This is a genomic window from Kitasatospora sp. NPDC001159, from assembly GCF_053598235.1.
Genome location: NZ_JBSFJV010000013.1, coordinates 106,152 through 124,890, shown reverse-complemented (window position 1 = coordinate 124,890; position 18,739 = coordinate 106,152). Strand labels below are relative to the sequence as shown.

Here is an 18,739-nt window from a genome sequence, read left to right as displayed (position 1 = left end):
TGCTGATGTCGCAATCCACACCTGGCCAGAAGGCCCTCACTCATTTCAAGATCACCCGGCCGTGAGCCCTGTCACCAACCTCCGTGGTCAGTACAACTAGGGCCAGGCGCGACCGGCGCCTCCGGCGCGGTCAATCGGGTAGCAGGTCGGCCGAACGGCGGTGTGAGCGGCGGCTGCGGGGAAAGAAGGCCGTCATGGCCCTTTCCCCGGAGTCCCTCACGGCCCTGGTCCGCCGTGGCGCCCGAGAGCCCTTCGTCGTCCAGACCCTGCGGGCCACCGTGGCCGCCACCCTCGCCTATGCGGTGGCGACCCGGCTCAGCAGCGAGCCCGCCCCGCTGACGGCGCCGCTGACCGCGCTGCTGGTGGTCCAGGTCACCGTCTACTCGACGCTCAAGACCAGCATCCGCCGGGTCAACTCGGTGGTGGTCGGGGTGCTGATCGCGATCGGCTTCAGCGCCGTGGTCGGGCTCTCGTGGTGGAGCCTCGGGCTGATCATCCTGGCCTCCCTGGTCATCGGCCGGTTCGTCCGGGTCGAGGAGTTCGTCCAGGAGGTCGCGATCAGCGCGATGCTGATCCTGGGCGTCACCAAACTGGCCTCGCAGGCCTGGGACCGGGTGCTGGAGACGCTGATCGGCGCGGCCGTCGGCCTGCTGTTCAACCTGCTCTTCGCCCCACCGGTCTGGGTGGACACCGCCGGGGATTCGATCGAGGACCTCGCACGGCGGGCCCGCCAGCTGCTGCTGGACATCGCCGAGGAGTTGGGGCGCCCCACCCCGGTGGCCCGGGCCGCCGAGCGGCTGCACGAGGCCCGCCGGCTCGACCAGGCGATCACCGAGGTGGACGCGGCACTGCGCCAGGCCGAGGACAGCCTGCGGTTCAACCCCCGGATCAGCGAGGGGCTGCTCTCCCGGCTGGTGCTGCGCACCGGGCTGGACACGCTGGAGATCTGTGTGGTGGTGATCCGGGTGCTGGCCCGCTCGCTGACCGACCTGGCCAAGCGGCGCGGGCCCGGCGAGCGGCTCTTCCCGCCGGAGGTCGCGATCGGGTTGGAGGAACTGCTGGCGCACGTCGGCGGGGCGATGGTCAGTTTCGCGGTGCTGGTCACCACCCAGGTGAGCCGTAGCGCCGAGGAGGCCGAGGAGCGGCTGACCGCCGAGCTGGCGGCGGCCTGGGCCTGCCGGGAGAACGTCGCCCAGGTGCTGCTGCGCCAGGTCCAGGAGCACCCGGAGGCCTGGCAGCTGCACGGCTCGATACTGGCCGAGGTGGACCGCATCCTGGACGAACTGGACCTGGAGCACCGCAGCCGACGGCTGATGGAGGAACTCGACCGGGCCTCGGTGGCGAGCCGGGAGCGGTTCTCGCGGTTCGCCGGGCTGCGCCGCTTCGTCCGGGGCGAGCGGGGGCCCGGCCGGCGGAGGTCCGGGACGGCGGAGCGCCCGGCGGCGGGGGCCGGGCGCTGATCCTGCCGCAGGCTCAGGAGATCGCGACATCAGGGCGCCACAGCAGCGGGATGTCAGGGCATCAGCCAGGGCTGCTGCGGCAGCGGATGCCCGGTCTCCAGGTAGGTCTTGAGGTTGGACAGCACCGCCGACCAGCCCTGTTCGGCGTTCGCCCGCTCGGTCTCGTCGGCGAGGTTCTCGTGGGTGACGGTGAGGCGGCTGAGGTCCTGCCAGTGCTGGATGTCGAAGCTGACCCGGGAGGGCCCGCCGGGGCGCCGCTCCTCCGGCCCGGCCCAGGTGGTGACCAGCCGGTGCGGGCGCTCGGCGACCTCGACGATGCCGATCACGTCGGCGATGCCGGAGTCGTCGGCGCGCTGGTGCTCCCAGGGCGCGCCGGGCAGCCAGGTGGAGACGTTGCGGTGGCCCCAGTAGAGGCCGGACTCGTCGGCGTTGGTGAGCGCGTGCCAGACCCGCTCGGGGGTGGCGCGCAGGTAGACGGTGCTGCGGTGGGTGTAGGCGGTCACGGCCTCAGCCCCTGGCCGCGTCGAGCAGCGGCTGGATCTCGATCTTCCTCATCCGCAGCATGGTGGCCATCACGCGGTCGGCCTTGGCCCGGTCCGGATCGGCGATCAGGTCGAGCAGGACGCGCGGCGTGATCTGCCAGGAGAGGCCGTAGCGGTCCTTGAGCCAGCCGCACGGGCCCTCCTGGCCGCCGTCGGCGGTGAGTTTGGCCCAGAGTTCGTCGATCTCCTGCTGGTCCTCGCACTCCGCCTGGAGTGAGATCGCCTCGGTGAACGTGAACTCGGGGCCGCCGTTGAGGGCCGTGTACTCCCGGCCGGCGAGTTCGAACTCGACGGTCATCACCGAGCCGGCCTCGCCGGGGCCGACCTCGCCGTAGCGGGTGACCTTGGTGATTCCGGAGTCGGGGAACAGCGAGGTGTAGAAGACGGCGGCCGCTTCGGCCTGGTCGTCGAACCAGAGGAAGGTGGTGATTTTCTGCATGCGCCCGACGGTAGCGGCGGGCTCTGCCCCGGCGGCCGAGCCACGGCCGGGGGTCACCGGATCGGCGCCCCCGGCCGGGCCGGCCGCGGGTCAGTGCACCCAGCCCGCGTAGCGCTGCGTGAAGCGCTGGCCGGTGTGGGCGGTGACGACGACGTCGTAGCGGCCCTGCTTGTCCAGCGGCCAGGGCAGGTTGACCTGCTTGCCGGGCTTGACCCAGACGGTCTGCGCGGTGCCCGCGAAGTCGTGGGGCGCGGCGGTGAAGGCCACGTCGGTCATGCCGTCGTTGGCCACCTGGAGGGTGAGCTTCAGGTGGCCGTGCAGGTCGGCGGTGACGATCGGCACGCCGATGTCGTTCTGCCCGTCCTGACCGTCCCGGACCACCGTGCCGGCGAAGCGGCGCACGAAGCCGTCCGGGCCGTGCACGGTGAAGTCGTAGCGGCCGTTGGTGGCGGCCGCGTCCCAGACGTACGTCGCGCTGGCACCGGGGGCGACGGTGTACGGGGTGCCCGCGAACGGGAGCAGGATGTTCGGGTAGACGGTGTACGGGAAGGCCACCGAGCCGTCGTTGCCCATCACGCAGCTGACCTTGCCGGTCTTGCGGTCCACCGACACGTCGGCCCACGGCTGGTACGGCAGCGGGCGGTGCGGGCGCTCGCCGCGCTCCTGGACGGGCATCGACTGGGCGCCGATCGCCGGGAGTGAGACGCCGGGCAGCTTGGCGCCCGCGTCCGCCTTGGCCATCAGGGCGTTGGTGTCCGGCAGTTCGGGGAGCGAGTTGTCGGGGGCGGCGAAGTCGAAGCAGCTGGTGAGGTCGCCGCAGACGGCCCGGCGCCAGGCCGAGATGTTGGGCTCGGCCACTCCGGTGACCAGCTCCATGAAGCGCAGCACCGAGGTGTGGTCGAAGACCTGGGAGTTGACCCAGCCGCCGCGCGACCAGGGCGAGACCACCCAGAGCGGGACCCGGTTGCCGAGGCCGATGGCGCGCCCGTGGGTGAACTCCTCGGGGGTGCCGGGCTCGGGGGTGGGCGGGACCATGTGGTCGAAGTAGCCGTCGTTCTCGTCGTACATGACCAGGAAGACGGTGTGCCGCCAGACGCCGGGGTTGGACATCAGCGACTGCAGCGCCTGGTTGACCCAGTGCGCGCCGTACGCCGGGCCGGCCTCCGGGTGCTCGGAGAACAGGTAGGGCGCGACCAGCCAGGAGATGGTCGGCAGGGTGCCGTCCTTGCAGTGGCGGTCGAAGTCGGTGGGGTCGAACGTGGTCATCGCGTTGATGTAACGCGGGTCGTCGTGCGGGAAGTCGTGGAACTGCTTGAAGTAGGAGAGGGCGTTGTCGTCGTAGTCGCCGGTGCGGTCGTCCTTGCTGGGGTTGTGGTAGACCCGCCAGCTGACGCCGGCCGCCTGCAGGCGCTCGGCGTAGGTGGTCCAGTCGGCGACGGGGTTGTCGGTGACCGGGGTGTTGTCGATCCAGGGGCCGGTGGTGCCGTCGCGGCCGGGCCCGGCGGTGCCGGTCCACAGGTAGAGCCGGTTGGGGTCGGTGGGGCCGGCCAGCGAGGTGAAGTAGGCGTCGCAGACGGTGAACGCGTCGGCCAGGGCGTACTGGTAGGGGATGTCGTCCCGGGTGAAGTAGCCCATGGTGCGCTCGCCCTTGGCGGCGATCCACTTGTTCATCGCACCGTTGTTGATGGCCTGGTGGCCGGTCGCCCAGTCGTGGGCGAGGCCGCCGGCGTTCTGAGCGTTGTACTTGGCGGTGTCCATCCGGTAGGGCAGCATCGCCCCGCCGTCGCTGCGCCGGCTGTCGGGCTGGCGGAACACGTCGGTGCCGTCCGGGAATTGGAGTGCCTGCTTGTCGCCGAAGCCGCGGACGCCGTTCAGCGTGCCGAAGTAGTGGTCGAAGCTGCGGTTCTCCTGCATCAGGACGACGACGTGCTTGACGTCCTTGACGGTGCCGGTGAGAGCGCTGTCGGTCTCGTCGGCGGGGGCGGCCTGGGCCTGGGTGGCGGACAGGCCGGTCAGAGCGGTGGCACCGACGGCCGCGGTGGCGCCGACGAAGGTGCGGCGGGAGAGCTCGGGCATCACGAACTGGCCTCTCAGAGCTGGAAGGTGGCGACGGCGGCGGCGGTGTCGGAGGGCCACTCGTTGGCGGCGGAGTTCGGCTCGGGCTGCGGCCAGTCGGCGACCAGGGTGTGCGCCTCGACCAGCTTCAGCGGCCCGGCGTACTGGACGTAGTCGATGCGGTCCTGCGGCTCGGGCCGGTCACCGCGCCGCTTTCGGACGGGCGACCAGGTGGAGCCAGGAGCCTTGGCCGGGTCGCGGTTCTCCTCGCGGAAGCTGTCGGTCAGCCCGGCGGCCTGCAGCGCCGCGGTGACCGGCCAGTTGAGCGCGCCGACACCGTTGTGCGCGGCGGCGGTGGCGTCCGTCCAGTCCAGGTGGGAGGGCGAGGAGAGCGCGCCGGCCAGCACCACCGGGAGGTGCCGGGCGAGGTCCGCCCGCACGGCCTCGGCCAGCGCCTTGGCCTGCTTGAAGCGCAGCGAGGCGTTCTCGGCGGCGGTCACCTGGGCGGCGCTGCCGCCGTCCTGCACGGCGTACGGGCCATAGCCGGCCTCGTCGAGGTGCGCGGCCCAGAAGCGGACGCCGCGGCCGCCGGGCAGCTGGACGGTGGCGGCGACGGCGGGCAACTCGGCGGTGGCCGGGGTGAGGTCGATGAGCGGGTGACGGCTGAGGATGCCGACGCTGCCCGGGCTCTGGTGGGCGTACCAGCCGAGCGCGTCGGCCAGGGCCTTGGCCCGCTCGCCGGCGGTCTCCTGCAGGGCGAGCACGTCCAGGCCCTGGGCCAGGACGACGCGCAGCTGCTTCTCCAGCGCGTCGGTGAAGGCGGCGCCGGCGTTGTGCAGGTTCCAGCTGGCGGCCTTGAGCCGGGGCGGGGCGGACGGGTCCGCGACCGGGACCAGGACGGTGAGGGTGTCGGTGCCGCCGGTGCTGTCCTTGACGCCGACCACGACCAGCTCGGGGTTCCGGCCGGGGGTGGCGGGGGCGGTGCCGGTGAGGGTGCCGTCGGCGGCGACCGAGGCCCAGGCCGCGCCGCCGATCTTGCGGTAGGCGGCGGAGCCGGGGGCGTTGCCGGCCGGGCGGGACCAGAGACCGCCGAGCTTGATCCGCACGGCCGCGCCCGGGGCGACGGGGGTGGCGGTGAAGGAGTCGACCGCGGCGTGCGGGCGGACCACGGCGGGCTTGGGGCGGAAGCTGAACGGGGCGGTCCGGGCGAGGACGCCGTAGCCGTCCTTGGCGAGCAGGTAGGCGGCGTACGGGCCGCCGGTCAGCGCGGAGGTGTCGAGCTGGAGGTCGCCGGAGGTGCCGGGGGTGTACTTCCACAGCAGCGAGGCGCCGTTGCCGGGCTGGCGGCTGCCGTCGTAGATGCCGACCCAGTTCTTGGCGTCGGGGGCGTCGGTGCTCCAGTGGAAGCTGAGCCGGTCGCCTTCGGCGGGGCTGCTGGATGAGGTCAGGGTCAGGGCGCTGCCTGCGGCCACGGTTGTCCTGTCCGCCGCCAGCGGGCCCGGTCCGCCGGGGGACGGTGCCGGGGCCGCACGCGGCTGGTCACGGAGGCTGGGAGGAAGAATGCCCTCAGTTGGCTGTACAACTACGGGCGGCCCTCATTCACCCGAAGACCAGCGACCGGCACGTGAACGACACGTGACGGAGCGTCGGGCGTCCGGGGAACTCCGTGGCGGAACCATCATCGCGACATGCGGAAGGGCCGCGACGGACGATCCGTCGCGGCCCTCCTAGGCCGTCGGCCGCACCCGCAGGGTCGGGCCGGCGGTTCAGGCCAGCGCGAGGAACAGCTTCTCCAGCTCGGCCTCGCTCATCGGCGGGGCGTCTTCGTCGGAGGCGGCCATGCACTGGCGCATCCCGCTCGCGACGATCTTGAACCCCGCCCGGTCAAGGGCGCGCGAGACGGCGGCGAGCTGGGTGACCACATCCTTGCAGTCCCGACCCGCCTCGATCATCGCGATCACCCCGGCCAACTGGCCCTGGGCGCGACGCAGTCGGTTCAGGACCGCGCCAACCGCCTCCTCGTCCACCTGCATGTCCGGCCGCCTTTCACATCGACTGTCGATTGACAAGTGTACCCGGCGGGGTATTCATTCCCGGGCCGCCCGGATGTCCGCCGACGGACTCGGCGATGAGTTCAGCGCCGGGCCAGGCGGCGCTCGCCTCCGGCGCCGGTAGCGTACGACAGCTCGTAGTAGGCGAACACCCCGGGTTCGTCGGTGGCCGGCAGGATGTCGTCGGTGCCGATCGCGGGGGCCTGCCGGACCTTGTTCCGCGGGTACGCCACGCGCAGATAGCCCGGACCGGCCACCGCGCCCTCCAGCGGGACGAAGGCCAGACGGCGTCTGCCCATCATGCCGACCACGACGGTGGCGAAGAACGGCTCGTCGGTGGACGTCTCGACGTAGACCGACTCCAGCGTGCCGACGCGGCGGCCCTTCTCGTCGACCACGGCATGGCCGCGCCACTCGCGGATGTCTGCCATAGCGATCCCCACGGCCTCGGACCTCCCGTGTCGCGGCTGTCGCCGGATGCACAGCCCGGAGCTTCCATCCTGCGCCGGGACGGGCCCGGCGGCGCGACGAAAGGGACATACGGCGGTGACCCGACCACCCGGGGCAACCGCTGGACCCTTCCCGCCCGGTCGGGCTGGTGCTTGCGGCCGTCCTGCACTTCCTGCGGGACGAGGACAAGCCGTACCGGGTGGTGGCCGCGTCGACCTTCGGACTCCCCCGGGTGCGCCAGCCCCGACCTCGGGTGCCCTAGGACCGGTCCCTTGGGTCCTTGCCCTCGGCGAGGCGGCACAGTACCGGCCCGAGGTAGTCGACCCGGGGCCCGGGGAGGGCGGCGGCCTCGGCGGCGGTGCCGACCAGGGCGATCCGGTCGAACTCGGCGACGGCGCCGCGCGTTTGGTGGGCGGCGCTCAGCTCGGCGGGCCGCTCGTACAGTTCCCGGGCGGGCCGGTGCGGGGCGAGGTGGAGCACGCCGAGGTTGCCGTGTTCGCCCTGGACCAGCAGCCACATGGCCAGCTCCTCGGGGCGCGCCAGCACGCCGGTCTCCTCGGCGAGTTCGGCGGCGGCGCGGCGGCGCAGGGCGCAGGGGTCGAGGGGTTCGCCGTCCGGGGGCGGTTCGACGGAGCCGCCGGGCAGGCACCAGCGACCGGGGTGGGCGGTGGGGTCGGCCATCCGGCCGACCAGGATCCTTCCGTCGTCCGCGGGCTGGACGACGGCGGCGAAGAGGCAGGAGACCCGGGCGGTGGCGCCGGGGACCAGTCTGAGCGCGAAGCGGCGGTAGCGGATCCGGGCCCAGTGCAGGACCAGGGTGTCCGGGCCGTCCGCAGCAAGGCCGGTGCAGGCGACGACCGGGCGGTCGAAGAGTCCCGGGTTGGCGCTCGCGGCCTTCTCCCAGGCGTGGTCCATCGCGGCGCGGTCGGCCGGCGGGAGGGGCGGTGGCGGGGTCTCGACCAGGCGGAGCCGCGCGGGTTCCAGAAGGCGGACGGCGGCGGGCCGGGGCTCGGTCATGACGCCATGGTGGCAGCGCCGAGCAATGGATGGCGGTCGATCGGGATTGGCGTGATCGGACGACAAGCCCACGAATTATCCGGCGAGGACGGCCAGTCGACGTCCGAATTCGGCGAGGTCGTGGACGAAACGGAAATCCGGGGGATTCGCCGCTCCGGGTACGCACCTGGGCGGGCGCACCCGGAGCGGGCGTGCCCGAAGCTCAGAGGCCGGTCTGGATCTCGACGCGGTGGCGGATGTACTCGTCGGGGTGCGACTGGGCGATCGCGATGGCCGTCTCCACCAGGGCGTGCAGCTCGGCCGGGTAGGCGCGCGGCACCAGCGGGAGACCGGGGAGGATGCAGCGGCGGACGTCGAGGTCATCGTTGGCGACGAACTCCCGCAGCGCGGCCTCGTTCCAGCTGTCCCGGACGATCGCGCCCTCGTCGGCGGTCGCGTGCCGGCCGCTGACGACCGACAGGGCCGTCCAGTACCAGGCGCGGGCGGCGCCGGCGCGCTCCGGGTCGGTGCCGGTCTGCAGGTAGCCGAGCAGGGCCAGGCGGACCCGGCGCTGACCGAAGGCGATCATGGCGGGCTCGACGAAGCGGCGGTTGAAGCTCGGGTTGGGGTCGTGGACCGCAGCCTCCATCAGCGCCTCGAAGTACTCCTCGGGCAGCTCGGACCGCCCGTCGAGCGCCTTGTGGACCTCCCACCGGGCCGCGCCCGGGTAGTCCGCACCCGGCGCGACCTCGACCCCGAGCAGGAGGAGCAGCCGCGCGAGCCGCAGCTCGAACGCCTGCGCTCCGTCCTCCGCGCGTCCGGGCAACGGCTGGAGAATCCGCACCTCGCCTGCCGTGTCCTTGGTTTCCACGAACGTCCTCCTCATTCTGAGTCATCGGCAGACTACTCGCCGATACACCAGTTCGGAGGCAGTTTTCGGTCAGATGAGATCTTGGACAGCTTCCCTGACTCGAGTTTTGACGATCGCTCAGCAATCAAGTGCCGCACATCTACGGCCGGTCGGCACGCAGGGTGAGCGTCCGTCAGGACGGGCGACCGGGCGGGACCAGGCCGGACTGGTAAGCGATCGCAACGAGTTGGGCCCGGTCACGGGCGTCGAGCTTGGACATCGCCCGGTGCACATGGGTACGGACGGTGAACGGGCTGACGAACATCCGCTCGGCGATCTCCTCGTTGGTGAGCCCGGTTGCAGCCATGGACATCACCTCGCGCTCGCGGGCGGTCAGCACGGCGAGGCGCTCGGCGGGCGCGACGGCGGCCGGATCGGGCTGGGCGAGCAACTGGTCGATCACCGCCCGGGTCGCCGCGGGCGAGAGCAGGGCCTCGCCAGCCGCGACGGTGCGCACAGCGGCGAGCAGTTCCTTCGGGGCGGCGCCCTTGCCGAGGAAGCCCCCGGCGCCCGCGCGTAGCGCCTGGGCCACGTACTCGTCGATCTCGAAGGTGGTGAGGATGAGCACCCGGGTGCCGGACAGCTCCTCGTCGCCGCAGATCTCGGCGGTGGCGCCGAGGCCGTCGACGCCGGGCATCCGGATGTCCATCAGGACGATGTCGGGCTTGGTGGCCTGGGCGAGTTCCACCGCCTCCCGGCCGTCGGCGGCCTCGCCGACCACCTCCATGTCCTCCTCCGCGTCGATCAGCACCCGGAAGGCGCCGCGCAGCAGGGCCTGGTCGTCGGCGAGCAGCACGCGGATGGTCATGTACGGTCGTTGTCCTTTCGGATGGCGCGATCTTGTCGGACGGAGCGGTCAGGGCGGGCGGCGCCGCCGGGCCGGGTGAAGCGGTCGGGCAGCACCGGGCAGTCCCGTCGGACGGCGGGGGCGGTTCGGGCCGGCTCCTCGGGCCGGGCGGTCTCCTCCGCCCGTACGGCGCCGTCGTCCCGGGCGCCGGTGCGCAGCGGCAGCTCGGCGAGGACCACGAAACCGCCGTCGGGCTGCCGGTCGGCGGTGAGCCGGCCGCCGACCGCGCCGGCCCGCTCGCGCATGCCGATCAGGCCGAAGCCGCTCTCGCCGGCGGCCGGCTGGGGCAGCAGGGCGGTACGGGGGCGCCCGGTGGCGAGCGGGCGGCCGTTGACGACGCTGACGGCGACCCGGCTGCCGCTGTAGGAGAGGGTGACCTCGGCGTCGGCGCCGTGGGCGTGCTTGGCGACGTTGGTCAGCGACTCCTGGAGGATCCGGAAGGCGGTGAGGTCGACGCCGGGCGACAGCGGCCGGGCCTCGCCCTCGACGCTGAGCCGCACCGGCAGGCCGGCCCGCTCGAAGGTGTTGATCAGCTCGGGCAGGCGGTCCAGACCGGGGGTGGGTTCCAGCGGGGCCGGCTCCTCTGCTCGGCGCAGCAGGCCGACGGTGGCACGCAGCTCCTGGAGGGCGGAGCCGGTGGAGTCGGTGATGTGGCTGAGCACCTTGCGGGCCTGGACCGGGTGGGTGTCCATGAGGTGGACGGCGATGCCGGCCTGGGCGTTGGCGAGGGCGATGTGGTGGGCGACGACGTCGTGCAGGTCGCGGGCGATCCGGATCCGCTCGTCGGCGACCCGCCGACGGGCTTCCTCCTCGCGGGTGCGTTCGGCGCGTTCGGCGCGCTGCTCGATCTCGGCGAGCTGGGCGCGGCGGTTGCGGATGGAGTCGCCGAGGGCGCCGGGCAGCAGAGCCCAGGCGAGCACGCTGATCCGCTCGCCGATCGGGCCGCCCGGGCCGGCCAACAGGGACATCCCGAAGAGCAGGACGGCGGTGACGATCGAGGCGCGCAGGGCGGTGGAGCGGTTGGTGTGGACGGCGAGGAAGTAGAGCGCGAGCAGCAGGGGGGTGGCCAGCATCGGGGTGAGCCGGTGGCTGGTCGGAGTGAGCAGCATGGTGCAGACCAGCGTGACGACGACCACCGCGCGCGGGTGGCGGCGGTGGAGGAACACGGCGGCGGCTGCGATCAGCGCCAGGACGCCGGTGGCCGGGTCGACCGGGGTGAAGCGCCCGCTGGTCTGGTCGACCGTGACGCCGAGGGCGGTGATCGCGATCATGGCCACGCCGCCGACGGCGTCGAGCAGCCGGGGGTGGCCGCGGCGCAGGCGCTGCCAGGTGTCGCTCATAGTCGTGCTCTCCGGGTCGGGTGTGCCCTGGCCGCACCCTCGCCGGGTTCTGCCAGTTCGTGCCGCGCCGCGCCCCGGGTGGGGTACGGCGCGCCGGGTCGGGGGCCGCCGCGCGGGCGGCGCCCCGACAGCAACGTTAACGGTTGGGGGCGAACCGGTGTCCGAGCCGACCGCTGCCGGACCGGGCCCTGCCAGATGGCAGGGCCCGGTCCACGCAGTGCCGGGCGGTGCCGGTTCGTACCGGGCGACACCGGTCGGTGCCGGGACTAGACGGTGACCGACTCGCGGACCGGGACCGTCGGCTCGGGGGCGGCGGCGTGCAGCTCGCTGCCCTCGACGTCGACGTCCGGTATCAGCCGGTCGAGCCAGCGCGGCAGCCACCAGGCACGGCGGCCGAGCAGGGCGAGGACGGCGGGGACGATGGTCATCCGGACCACGAAAGCGTCGAAGGCGACGGCCGCGGCGAGGCCCAGGCCCATCATCTTGATCATCGGCTCGCTCATCCCGATGAAGCCCGCGAAGACGGCGATCATGATGAAGGCGGCGGCGGTGACCACCCTGGCGTTGTGCCGGAAGCCGGTGACGATGGCCTCACCCGGCTGCTCGCCGTGCACGTAGCCCTCGCGGATCCGCGTGACCAGGAACACCTCGTAGTCCATGGCGAGGCCGAAGACCACGCCGATCATGAAGATCGGCATCATGCTCATCACCGGGCCGGTCTGCTCCACGCCGATCAGGTCGGCCAGCCAGCCCCACTGGAAGACCGCGACCACGGCGCCGAGCGCGGCGGCCACCGAGAGCAGGAAGCCGAGCGCGGCCTTGAGCGGGACGAGGACGGAGCGGAAGACCACCAGCAGCAGCAGGACGGCGAGGCCGACGACCACGGCGAGGTAGGGCAGCAGCGCGTCGGTGAGCTTCTGCGAGACGTCGATGTTCATCGCCGTCGTACCGCTGACCAGGACCGTCGCCCCGGTGGAGGCCTTCAGGCCGGCCGCGTGGCCGCGGATGGTGTGGACCAGGTCCTTGGTCGCGGCCTCGGCCGGGCCGGTGGCCGGGATGGCGTTCAGCAGGGCGGTGTCGCCCGCCTTGTTGAACATCGGCGGCGTCACCGTGACCACGCCGGGCAGGCCGGAGACGGTCTTGGCGACCTCGCCCGCGGCGGCCTTCGGGTCCGCGGTGCCCTTGGCGTCCACCAGGACGGTCAGCGGGCCGTTGAAGCCGGGGCCGAAGCCCTCGGACAGCTGGTCGTAGGCGCGGCGCTGGGTGGTGGAGGTGGGCTTGGCTTCGTCACCGGGCAGGCCGAGCCGCAGGTCGAGCGCGGGGGCCGCGAGCGCGCCGAGGCCGATCACGCCGAGCACCAGCACCGCGAGCGGGCGGCGCAGCACGAAGCGGGCCCAGCGGGCGCCGCCGTTCTCCTTGGCCCCGGTCGGCTGGGCGGCGCCCTCGGCCTTGCGGACCTTGCGGGGCAGCACCTTGCGGCCCATGAAGCCGAGCAGCGCGGGCACCAGTGTGAGCGCGACCAGCACGGCGATGACGACGGTGCCGGCCGCGGCCATGCCCATCTTGGCGAGGAGCGGGATGCCGACCACGGAAAGCCCGGCGAGGGCGATCACCACGGTGAGACCGGCGAAGACCACCGCGGAGCCGGCGGTGCCGACGGCCCGGCCGGCCGCCTCCTGCGGGGTGCGGCCCTCGGAGAGCTCGGCCCGGTAGCGGGAGACGATGAACACGGCGTAGTCGATGCCGACGGCGAGGCCGAGCATCATCGCCAGCGTACCGGTGGTCGAGGAGAGGCCGAGCGTGCTGCCGAGCGCGGTGATCAGGGACATCCCCAGGCCGACGCCGATCACGGCGGTGAGCAGCGGCAGGCCGGCGGCGACCAGCGAGCCGAAGGTGATCACCAGGACGACGGCGGACAGCGCCATGCCGATCGCCTCGCTGCTGCCACCCGCCTCGGGCTTGGCCATCAGCGCGTTGCCGCCGATCTCGACCTTGAGCCCGGCGTCCCGGCCGTGCTGGGCGGCCTGCTGGAGGGCGTCGGTGGCGCCCTCGGACAGCTCGCCGGCCTTGGCGGAGTAGTTGACCGTCGCGTACGCCGTGGTGCCGTCCTTGGAGACGGCGCCCTGCATCGTGAACGGGTCCACCACGCCGGTGACCTGCTCGGCGTGGGCGAGCTCGGCGACCGTCTTCTCCACGGCCTGCTGGTTGGGCTGCGCGGTGATCTTCTGGCCGGAGGGCGCGACGAACACCAGGCGGGCCGAGGCTCCGTCGGCGTGCCCGCCGGGGAAGCGCTCGTTCATCAGGTCGAAGGCCTTCTGCGCTTCCGTGCCGGGCATCGAGAAGCCGTCGTCAGGGGCGGCGGGCGCCTTGGCTGCCAGGACTCCGCAGACCGCCAGCGCGGCGACCCAGAGCAGGGTCACCAGCCGACGCCGGACGAAGGCCCATCGGCCCAGGCGGTAGAGGAACGTGGCCACGGGAGAGCGGACTCCTTCGGGTTCGGGTTCGGGGACGGGTGAACGGGGGCGGACCTGGTCCGCCCGCAGCATGACCAATCCTTGATCGCGGACCCCTGCTCCGTCGTCGTCTCTGCGCAGGCCGTTTGCGTACTGCGGACGCAGTACGGCCCTCCCTCGTACGGAGGAGCGCACGCCCCGCACCGGAAGCAGCCGCAGGCTCGCCCGGAATCAGCCGGGAGCAGGGTGGTGGCCTGCGGCGGGAGCAGTCGCGGGTCACCTGGGCGGGCGGCGACGACGGGCCGGGGCCGCCCGGGCGAAGTAGCGTGATGTGCCTGGCCCGACCGTTTCCGTACGGTTCGGGTTGATCCGACCCGATCGGTGCTGACCCCACCCCGCCGCCGGAGGTGCTCCATGGGCGTTCCAGCCGCCCGCATCGTGTTCGACGAGAACGACCGCGCGGCCGTCGCCGACGCCGTGACCGAGATGCTCACCACCGGCGCGCTCACCCTCGGTCCGTGGACCGAGCGCTTCGAGCAGGCCTTCACCGCCGAGCACGGCGCCTCGCACGCCGTCGCGGTGAGCAGCGGCACGGCGGCGCTGGAGGTGATCCTGCGCACCGTCGACGTCCGGGGCCGCGACGTGGTCGTCCCCGCCGTCACCTTCTACGCCACGGCCGGCGCGGTGGTCCACGCGGGCGGCCGCCCGGTGTTCGCCGACGTCGACCCGGCCACCCTCGCGCTCTCCCCCGAGACCTTGGCCGCGACCCTCACCCCGGATACCGCGGCCGTCGTACTCGTCCACATCGGCGGGCTGGTGACCCCGCAGGTGAACGCCCTGCGCGCGCTCTGCGACCAGCGCGGCATCCCGCTGATCGAGGACGCCGCGCACGCCCACGGCAGCAGCTACAACGGCCGTGCCGCCGGGACCTTCGGCTTGGCCGGGGCCTTCTCCTTCTACCCGACCAAGGTCACCACCAGCGGCGAGGGCGGCATGATCCTCACCGAGTCGCCGGAACTGCGCGACGAGGCCAGGATCTACCGCGACCAGGGCAAGGGCTCCTTCGGCACCAACCACCACGTCCGGCTCGGCTACTCCTGGCGGATGAGCGAGCTGCACGCCGCCGTCGGCACGGTGCACCTGCGCCGTCTCAAGGAGTTCATCGAGACCCGCCGCGCCGTCGCCCGCCGCTACGACACGGCACTGGCCGGCCTGGACGGGCTGGAGCCGGTGCTCGAACCGGCCGGCTGCCGCGGCAACTACTACAAGTACGTGGCGCTGCTGCCGCCCGGCGTCGACCGCGCCGCGTTCAAGCGGGCGGTGGCCCAGGAGTACGGCGTACGACTGTCCGGCGAGGTGTACGACCTGCCGCTTCACCTGCAGCCGGTGCTCGAACCGTACCGGGGCGGGCCGCTGCCGGCAGCCGAGGACGTCTGCGCCCGGCAGGTCTGCCTGCCGGTGCACTCCGACATGACCGAGGACGAGGTGGAGTTGGTGATCGAGGCCGTCTCGGCGGTGCACCGGCGGATGGCCGGGTAGCCGGAGCGAAGGGAGCAAGACCGTGCGGATAGCCGTCACCGGTGGCTGCGGGTTCATCGGCTCACACGTCGTGGACCACCTGATCGCGGCCGGCCACGAGGTCCTCGCCGTGGACCCGAACGACAAGTACCTCCACCCCGACGCCGAGCACGCCCGGATCGACGTCCTCGACCTGCCGGCCCTGACCTCGGCGCTGGCCGGCAGCGAAGTCGTCTACCACCTCGCCGCGATGGCCGACGTCGAGCAGGTCTTCGCCGACCCGGTCCGGGCCGTGCGCACCAACATCGACGGCACCGAGGCCGTCCTGGAGGCCGCGCGGCGCAGCGGCCTGAGCCGCACCGTCCTGGCAAGCACCGTATGGGTCTACGGCGCCGCCCTCACCGACGAGCAACTCGACGGCGAGGAACAGGAGTTGGACGAACACGTACCGATCGAGCTGGAACACAGCGGGCACCTGTACGTGGCCACCAAGCTCGCCGCCGAGATGCTGGTGCACAGCTACCGCGAGCTGTACGGGCAGCACTTCACCATCCTGCGCTACGGCATCCCGTACGGCCCGAGGATGCGTGACGAGCTGGTCGTCGCCCGGTTCGTCCAGGCCGCGCTGACCGGGCGGCCGATCACCATCGCCGGGGACGGCCGGCAGAGCCGCAACTTCGTCTACGTCGAGGACCTCGCCGACGCCCACGTCCGGGCCCTCTCCCCCGACGCCGAGGACCAGACCTTCGCTCTGGAGGGCTCGACGGCCGTCTCGGTGCGCGACATCGCCGACACCGTCGACCGGCTGCTGGGACCGGTCACCATCGAGCACATCGGCGGCCGCAAGGCCGACTACACCGGGCGGCGGATCTCCTCCGCCCAGGCCAAGCGGCTGCTCGGCTGGTCGCCGCGGACCAACTTCGCCGACGGCGTGCGCCGGTACGCCGACTGGTACCGAACCTCCGCCGCCGCGTCCGCCGCCGGCTGACCGGGGCCGCCCGATGCCGCACGCCCTACTGGTCTCCGGCTCGCTCGGCCGGGGCCACGACGTGATGGCACAGGCCTGCGCGGACACCCTGCGGGAACGAGGCTGGACCACCAGCACCGTGGACGCGATGGCCCTGCTCGGGCAGCGCTCGGGCGCCGCCGGGGAGGCCGTCTTCCGGCGGCTGCTCGACCTGCCCGGGGTCTACGACGCCTTCCACTTCTCGGCGCTGCGCCCGGGCGCGCGGCTCGCCCTGCTCGCCGACGCGGCCGCCCGCACCCGGCTGGTGCCCGCGCTGCGGGAGCTGGTCGGGGCACAGCGGCCGCAGCTGGTGGTCTCGGTGTTCGCCACCGCCACCTCGGCGGTCAACAAGCTGCCGGACCGGGACTTCCCGCACCTCGTGTTCTGCACGGACGTCACGCCGCACCGGCTCTGGGTGCAGGACGGCACCGACCTGTTCCTGGTCACCTCCGAGGTCGCCGCCTGCGCGGTGCGCCGCTACCGGCCGGACGCCGACATCGCCGTGGTGCCCGCGCCGCTGCGGCAGCCGTTCTACCGGGCGCCGGGCCGGGCCGAGGCGCGCGCCGAGCTGGGCGTCCCGCCGGAGGCCGGGTGCGTACTGCTGATGTCCGGCTCCTGGGGGCTCGGGCCGATCGCCCGCACCGCCGCTTCGCTCGCCGCCTCCGGGCCGCACGTGCTGGCCGTGGCGGGGCACAACCAGGAACTGGAGGGGCGGCTGCGGGCGGCCGCGCGCGGCCGGCCCCGACTGCACCCCTTCGGCTACACCGACCGGATCCCGGTGCTGATGGCGGCCGCGGACCTGGTGGTCACCAGTTCCGGCGACACCTGCAGCGAGGCCCGGGCGCTCGGGCGGCGCCTGCTGCTGCTCGACGTGGTGCAGGGCCACGGGCGGGACAACCTCCAGCACGAACTGGAGCTCGGCCACGCCGATGTCGCCACGGCCCGTCCGGCCGAGGTGGTCCGCAACGCGCTCGCGGCACTGGGGCGGCCGGAGCCGCAGCCGTCGGTCGGGGCCTCACCGGACGGGTGGCGCAAGGGCTTCGGGGCGGCGCTGGAGCGGGTGGGGTTGGGGTAGCCCGGCGCGAAGCGGGCGCTAGCCCTGGCGGCGGGCAAGAGGCGGGACGCCGTGGTCGCGCAGCGGGCCGAGGGTGAGGGCGCGGTCCCGGCAGTGAGCGGCGATCAGCGGGAGGGCGGCGAGGGTGGCGCGCCAGGAGTCGGGGGCGGAGGTGCAGTCGGAGTCGTGCAGCAGGAGGGTCGCTCCGCCGGTGAGACCGGGGCGGGCGGTGGCGTAGACGGAGGCGCCGGTGGCCTCGGCCGTCCAGTCCCGGCCCCAGGCCGTCCAGAGCACGCTGCGCAGGCCGAGGCAGCGGGCGGCCAGGGCCGGGCCGGCGGTCAGCACGCCGTACGGCGGGCGGTACCAGAGCGGGCGGGCGCCGCACACCTCGGTCACGGCCTCGGTGGCGCGGCGCAGTTCGCGCAGGTCGCGGGCCGGGGCCGGGTACCACTGCTGCCTGTGGCGCCAGCCGTGCACGGCGACCTCGTGGCCGCGCAGCACCAGTTCGCGGCCGAGCGCGGGAGCGCGTTCCAGCATCGTGCCGAGCAGGAAGAAGGTGGCGCGGGCGCGGAGTTCGTCCAGGGCGTCGAGGACGTACGGAGTGCTGCGCGGGTCGGGGCCGTCGTCGAAGGTCAGGGCGAGGTGGCACGGGTCGGAGCCGTACCCGGCGGTGCGGCGGGCCAGGGTGCGGCGCACCGGCGGGAGGCGGACCGCCGCCGGGGCGAGGTGCAGGAACTCCAGGCCCGCCGCGGTGGCGAGGGCCGTGGTCACCCGGAGGCTCATCCGAAGCGGGAGGCCATCCGTCGGAACACGCTGGGCGCGACACCGTGGATCCGGGCCGGGAAACCGAGCCAGTGCGGCACGTAGAGGCGGTCACGCTCAGTGGTGATGGTGGCGACGACCGTGTCCGCGACCCGCTCAGCCGAGACGGGGCGCGGCCGCTCGCGATGGTACGGGGTCCCGCGCCGGTCGAAGAACGGGGTGTCGACCGCTCCCGGCAGGACCAGGCGCACCCCGACGCCGGTGCCGCGCAGCTCGTACCAGAGGCTCTCGGCGAACATCGCCAGGCCGGCCTTGGTGGCCGCGTAGCCGGATTCGTCGCGCACGCCGACCTGGCCAGCCATGGAGCCGAGCAGCACGATACGGCCGTGGCGGCGTTCCAGCATGCCGGGCAGCAGGAGGCGGACCAGGCGCAACGGGGCGGCGAGGTTGACCTCGATCATCCGGTCCAGGGTGTCGGAGGGTGTCTCGGCGAACGGCCCGCGCCAGCCGAGGCCTGCGCCGGCGATCAGCGCGTCCACCCGGCCGGTCTCGGCGAGCGCGGCCTCAGCGAGGCGGCCGGGGCCGTCGGGTTTGCTGAGGTCCTCGGGCAGGGCGTGCCCGCCGGTACGTTCGGCGAGCGCGTCCAGTCGGGCGCGGTCGGTGCCGGAGAGCAGGGTCTGCCAGCCGGCGTCGGCCAGACGGGTGGCGGTGGCGAGTCCGATGCCGGAGGAGGCGCCGGTGATCAGCACGACGGGCCGGTCGGTCGGTTCCGACCGTCGGGTTCGGGACTGGACTTCCTCCGCCATCGTGCACCTGCCGCTCCGTGGGCGTTCCGCCGTCCGATTTGTCCGGCAAG

General features: G+C 73.3%; 18 protein-coding genes. 5 read left to right on the top strand and 13 right to left on the bottom strand.

What is annotated here, in order from left to right; all coding sequences use genetic code 11:
* Positions 1 to 194 precede the first annotated feature (194 nt).
* Positions 195 to 1,460 carry an FUSC family protein gene (locus ACWC9T_RS10020; RefSeq protein ID WP_449820564.1) on the top strand — a complete coding sequence of 422 codons (1,266 nt, stop codon included), beginning with the start codon at positions 195 to 197 and terminating at the stop codon, positions 1,458 to 1,460.
* A 53-nt stretch (positions 1,461 to 1,513) separates the two neighbouring features.
* Here the strand turns inward: ACWC9T_RS10020 and ACWC9T_RS10015 are convergent, their stop codons facing one another.
* From ACWC9T_RS10015 to ACWC9T_RS09990, 6 genes are all read right to left on the bottom strand, one after another.
* Positions 1,514 to 1,963, bottom strand: a complete 450-nt coding sequence (locus tag ACWC9T_RS10015; protein WP_449820563.1) for an SRPBCC family protein — start codon at positions 1,961 to 1,963, stop codon at positions 1,514 to 1,516.
* 4 nt (positions 1,964 to 1,967) lie between these two features.
* A complete protein-coding gene (locus tag ACWC9T_RS10010; RefSeq protein WP_449820562.1) occupies positions 1,968 to 2,441 on the bottom strand; it encodes a VOC family protein in 474 nt (157 codons plus the stop codon).
* Positions 2,442 to 2,531: 90 nt separating this feature from the next.
* Complete coding sequence (locus tag ACWC9T_RS10005) at positions 2,532 to 4,517, bottom strand: phosphocholine-specific phospholipase C (RefSeq protein ID WP_449820561.1); 1,986 nt, start codon at positions 4,515 to 4,517, stop codon at positions 2,532 to 2,534.
* A 14-nt stretch (positions 4,518 to 4,531) separates the two neighbouring features.
* On the bottom strand, positions 4,532 to 5,968 hold the full coding sequence (locus ACWC9T_RS10000) for an endonuclease/exonuclease/phosphatase family protein (protein WP_449820560.1): 1,437 nt from the start codon (positions 5,966 to 5,968) through the stop codon (positions 4,532 to 4,534).
* A gap of 294 nt (positions 5,969 to 6,262) precedes the next feature.
* Positions 6,263 to 6,529 (bottom strand): metal-sensitive transcriptional regulator, encoded by a 267-nt coding sequence (locus ACWC9T_RS09995; protein ID WP_449820559.1) that lies wholly within the window; start codon positions 6,527 to 6,529, stop codon positions 6,263 to 6,265.
* A 101-nt stretch (positions 6,530 to 6,630) separates the two neighbouring features.
* Positions 6,631 to 6,978 carry a PRC-barrel domain-containing protein gene (locus tag ACWC9T_RS09990; protein ID WP_355674912.1) on the bottom strand — a complete coding sequence of 116 codons (348 nt, stop codon included), beginning with the start codon at positions 6,976 to 6,978 and terminating at the stop codon, positions 6,631 to 6,633.
* Between the two features lie 140 nt (positions 6,979 to 7,118).
* Here ACWC9T_RS09990 and ACWC9T_RS09985 point away from each other — a divergent pair, with 140 nt between their 5' ends.
* On the top strand, positions 7,119 to 7,259 hold the full coding sequence (locus ACWC9T_RS09985) for an SAM-dependent methyltransferase (protein ID WP_449820566.1): 141 nt from the start codon (positions 7,119 to 7,121) through the stop codon (positions 7,257 to 7,259).
* On the opposite strand, the gene ACWC9T_RS09980 is transcribed toward ACWC9T_RS09985, so the two are convergent.
* The 5 genes from ACWC9T_RS09980 to ACWC9T_RS09960 form a co-directional block, all read right to left on the bottom strand.
* Positions 7,256 to 8,014, bottom strand: a complete 759-nt coding sequence (locus ACWC9T_RS09980; protein WP_449820558.1) for an NUDIX hydrolase — start codon at positions 8,012 to 8,014, stop codon at positions 7,256 to 7,258. The genes ACWC9T_RS09985 and ACWC9T_RS09980 overlap by 4 nt on opposite strands.
* A 202-nt stretch (positions 8,015 to 8,216) precedes the next feature.
* Positions 8,217 to 8,864, bottom strand: a complete 648-nt coding sequence (locus tag ACWC9T_RS09975) for a hypothetical protein (protein WP_449820557.1) — start codon at positions 8,862 to 8,864, stop codon at positions 8,217 to 8,219.
* Positions 8,865 to 9,036: 172 nt separating this feature from the next.
* Positions 9,037 to 9,711, bottom strand: coding sequence for a response regulator transcription factor (locus ACWC9T_RS09970; RefSeq protein ID WP_449820556.1), 675 nt, complete (start codon positions 9,709 to 9,711; stop codon positions 9,037 to 9,039).
* Positions 9,708 to 11,090 (bottom strand): sensor histidine kinase, encoded by a 1,383-nt coding sequence (locus tag ACWC9T_RS09965; RefSeq protein WP_449820555.1) that lies wholly within the window; start codon positions 11,088 to 11,090, stop codon positions 9,708 to 9,710. The genes ACWC9T_RS09970 and ACWC9T_RS09965 overlap by 4 nt, the downstream gene beginning before the upstream one ends.
* 266 nt (positions 11,091 to 11,356) lie before the next feature.
* Entirely contained in the window at positions 11,357 to 13,564 is a 2,208-nt protein-coding gene (locus ACWC9T_RS09960; protein ID WP_449820554.1) for an MMPL family transporter, read from the bottom strand.
* Positions 13,565 to 13,957: 393 nt separating this feature from the next.
* Here ACWC9T_RS09960 and ACWC9T_RS09955 point away from each other — a divergent pair, with 393 nt between their 5' ends.
* Genes ACWC9T_RS09955 through ACWC9T_RS09945 form a run of 3 tightly spaced genes read left to right on the top strand, consistent with a single transcriptional unit; the run spans position 13,958 to position 17,142 of the window.
* Positions 13,958 to 15,082 carry a DegT/DnrJ/EryC1/StrS family aminotransferase gene (locus ACWC9T_RS09955; RefSeq protein WP_449820553.1) on the top strand — a complete coding sequence of 375 codons (1,125 nt, stop codon included), beginning with the start codon at positions 13,958 to 13,960 and terminating at the stop codon, positions 15,080 to 15,082.
* A 22-nt stretch (positions 15,083 to 15,104) separates the two neighbouring features.
* Positions 15,105 to 16,049: an NAD-dependent epimerase/dehydratase family protein gene (locus tag ACWC9T_RS09950; RefSeq protein ID WP_449820552.1), complete on the top strand. Its 945-nt coding sequence runs from the start codon at positions 15,105 to 15,107 to the stop codon at positions 16,047 to 16,049.
* A gap of 13 nt (positions 16,050 to 16,062) precedes the next feature.
* Entirely contained in the window at positions 16,063 to 17,142 is a 1,080-nt protein-coding gene (locus ACWC9T_RS09945; RefSeq protein WP_449820551.1) for a hypothetical protein, read from the top strand.
* A gap of 18 nt (positions 17,143 to 17,160) precedes the next feature.
* Here the strand turns inward: ACWC9T_RS09945 and ACWC9T_RS09940 are convergent, their stop codons facing one another.
* Together ACWC9T_RS09940 and ACWC9T_RS09935 are read right to left on the bottom strand one after the other, a co-directional pair.
* A complete protein-coding gene (locus tag ACWC9T_RS09940; protein ID WP_449820550.1) occupies positions 17,161 to 17,892 on the bottom strand; it encodes a polysaccharide deacetylase family protein in 732 nt (243 codons plus the stop codon).
* Between the two features lie 8 nt (positions 17,893 to 17,900).
* Positions 17,901 to 18,632 carry an SDR family NAD(P)-dependent oxidoreductase gene (locus ACWC9T_RS09935; protein ID WP_449820549.1) on the bottom strand — a complete coding sequence of 244 codons (732 nt, stop codon included), beginning with the start codon at positions 18,630 to 18,632 and terminating at the stop codon, positions 17,901 to 17,903.
* Positions 18,633 to 18,739 lie beyond the last annotated feature (107 nt).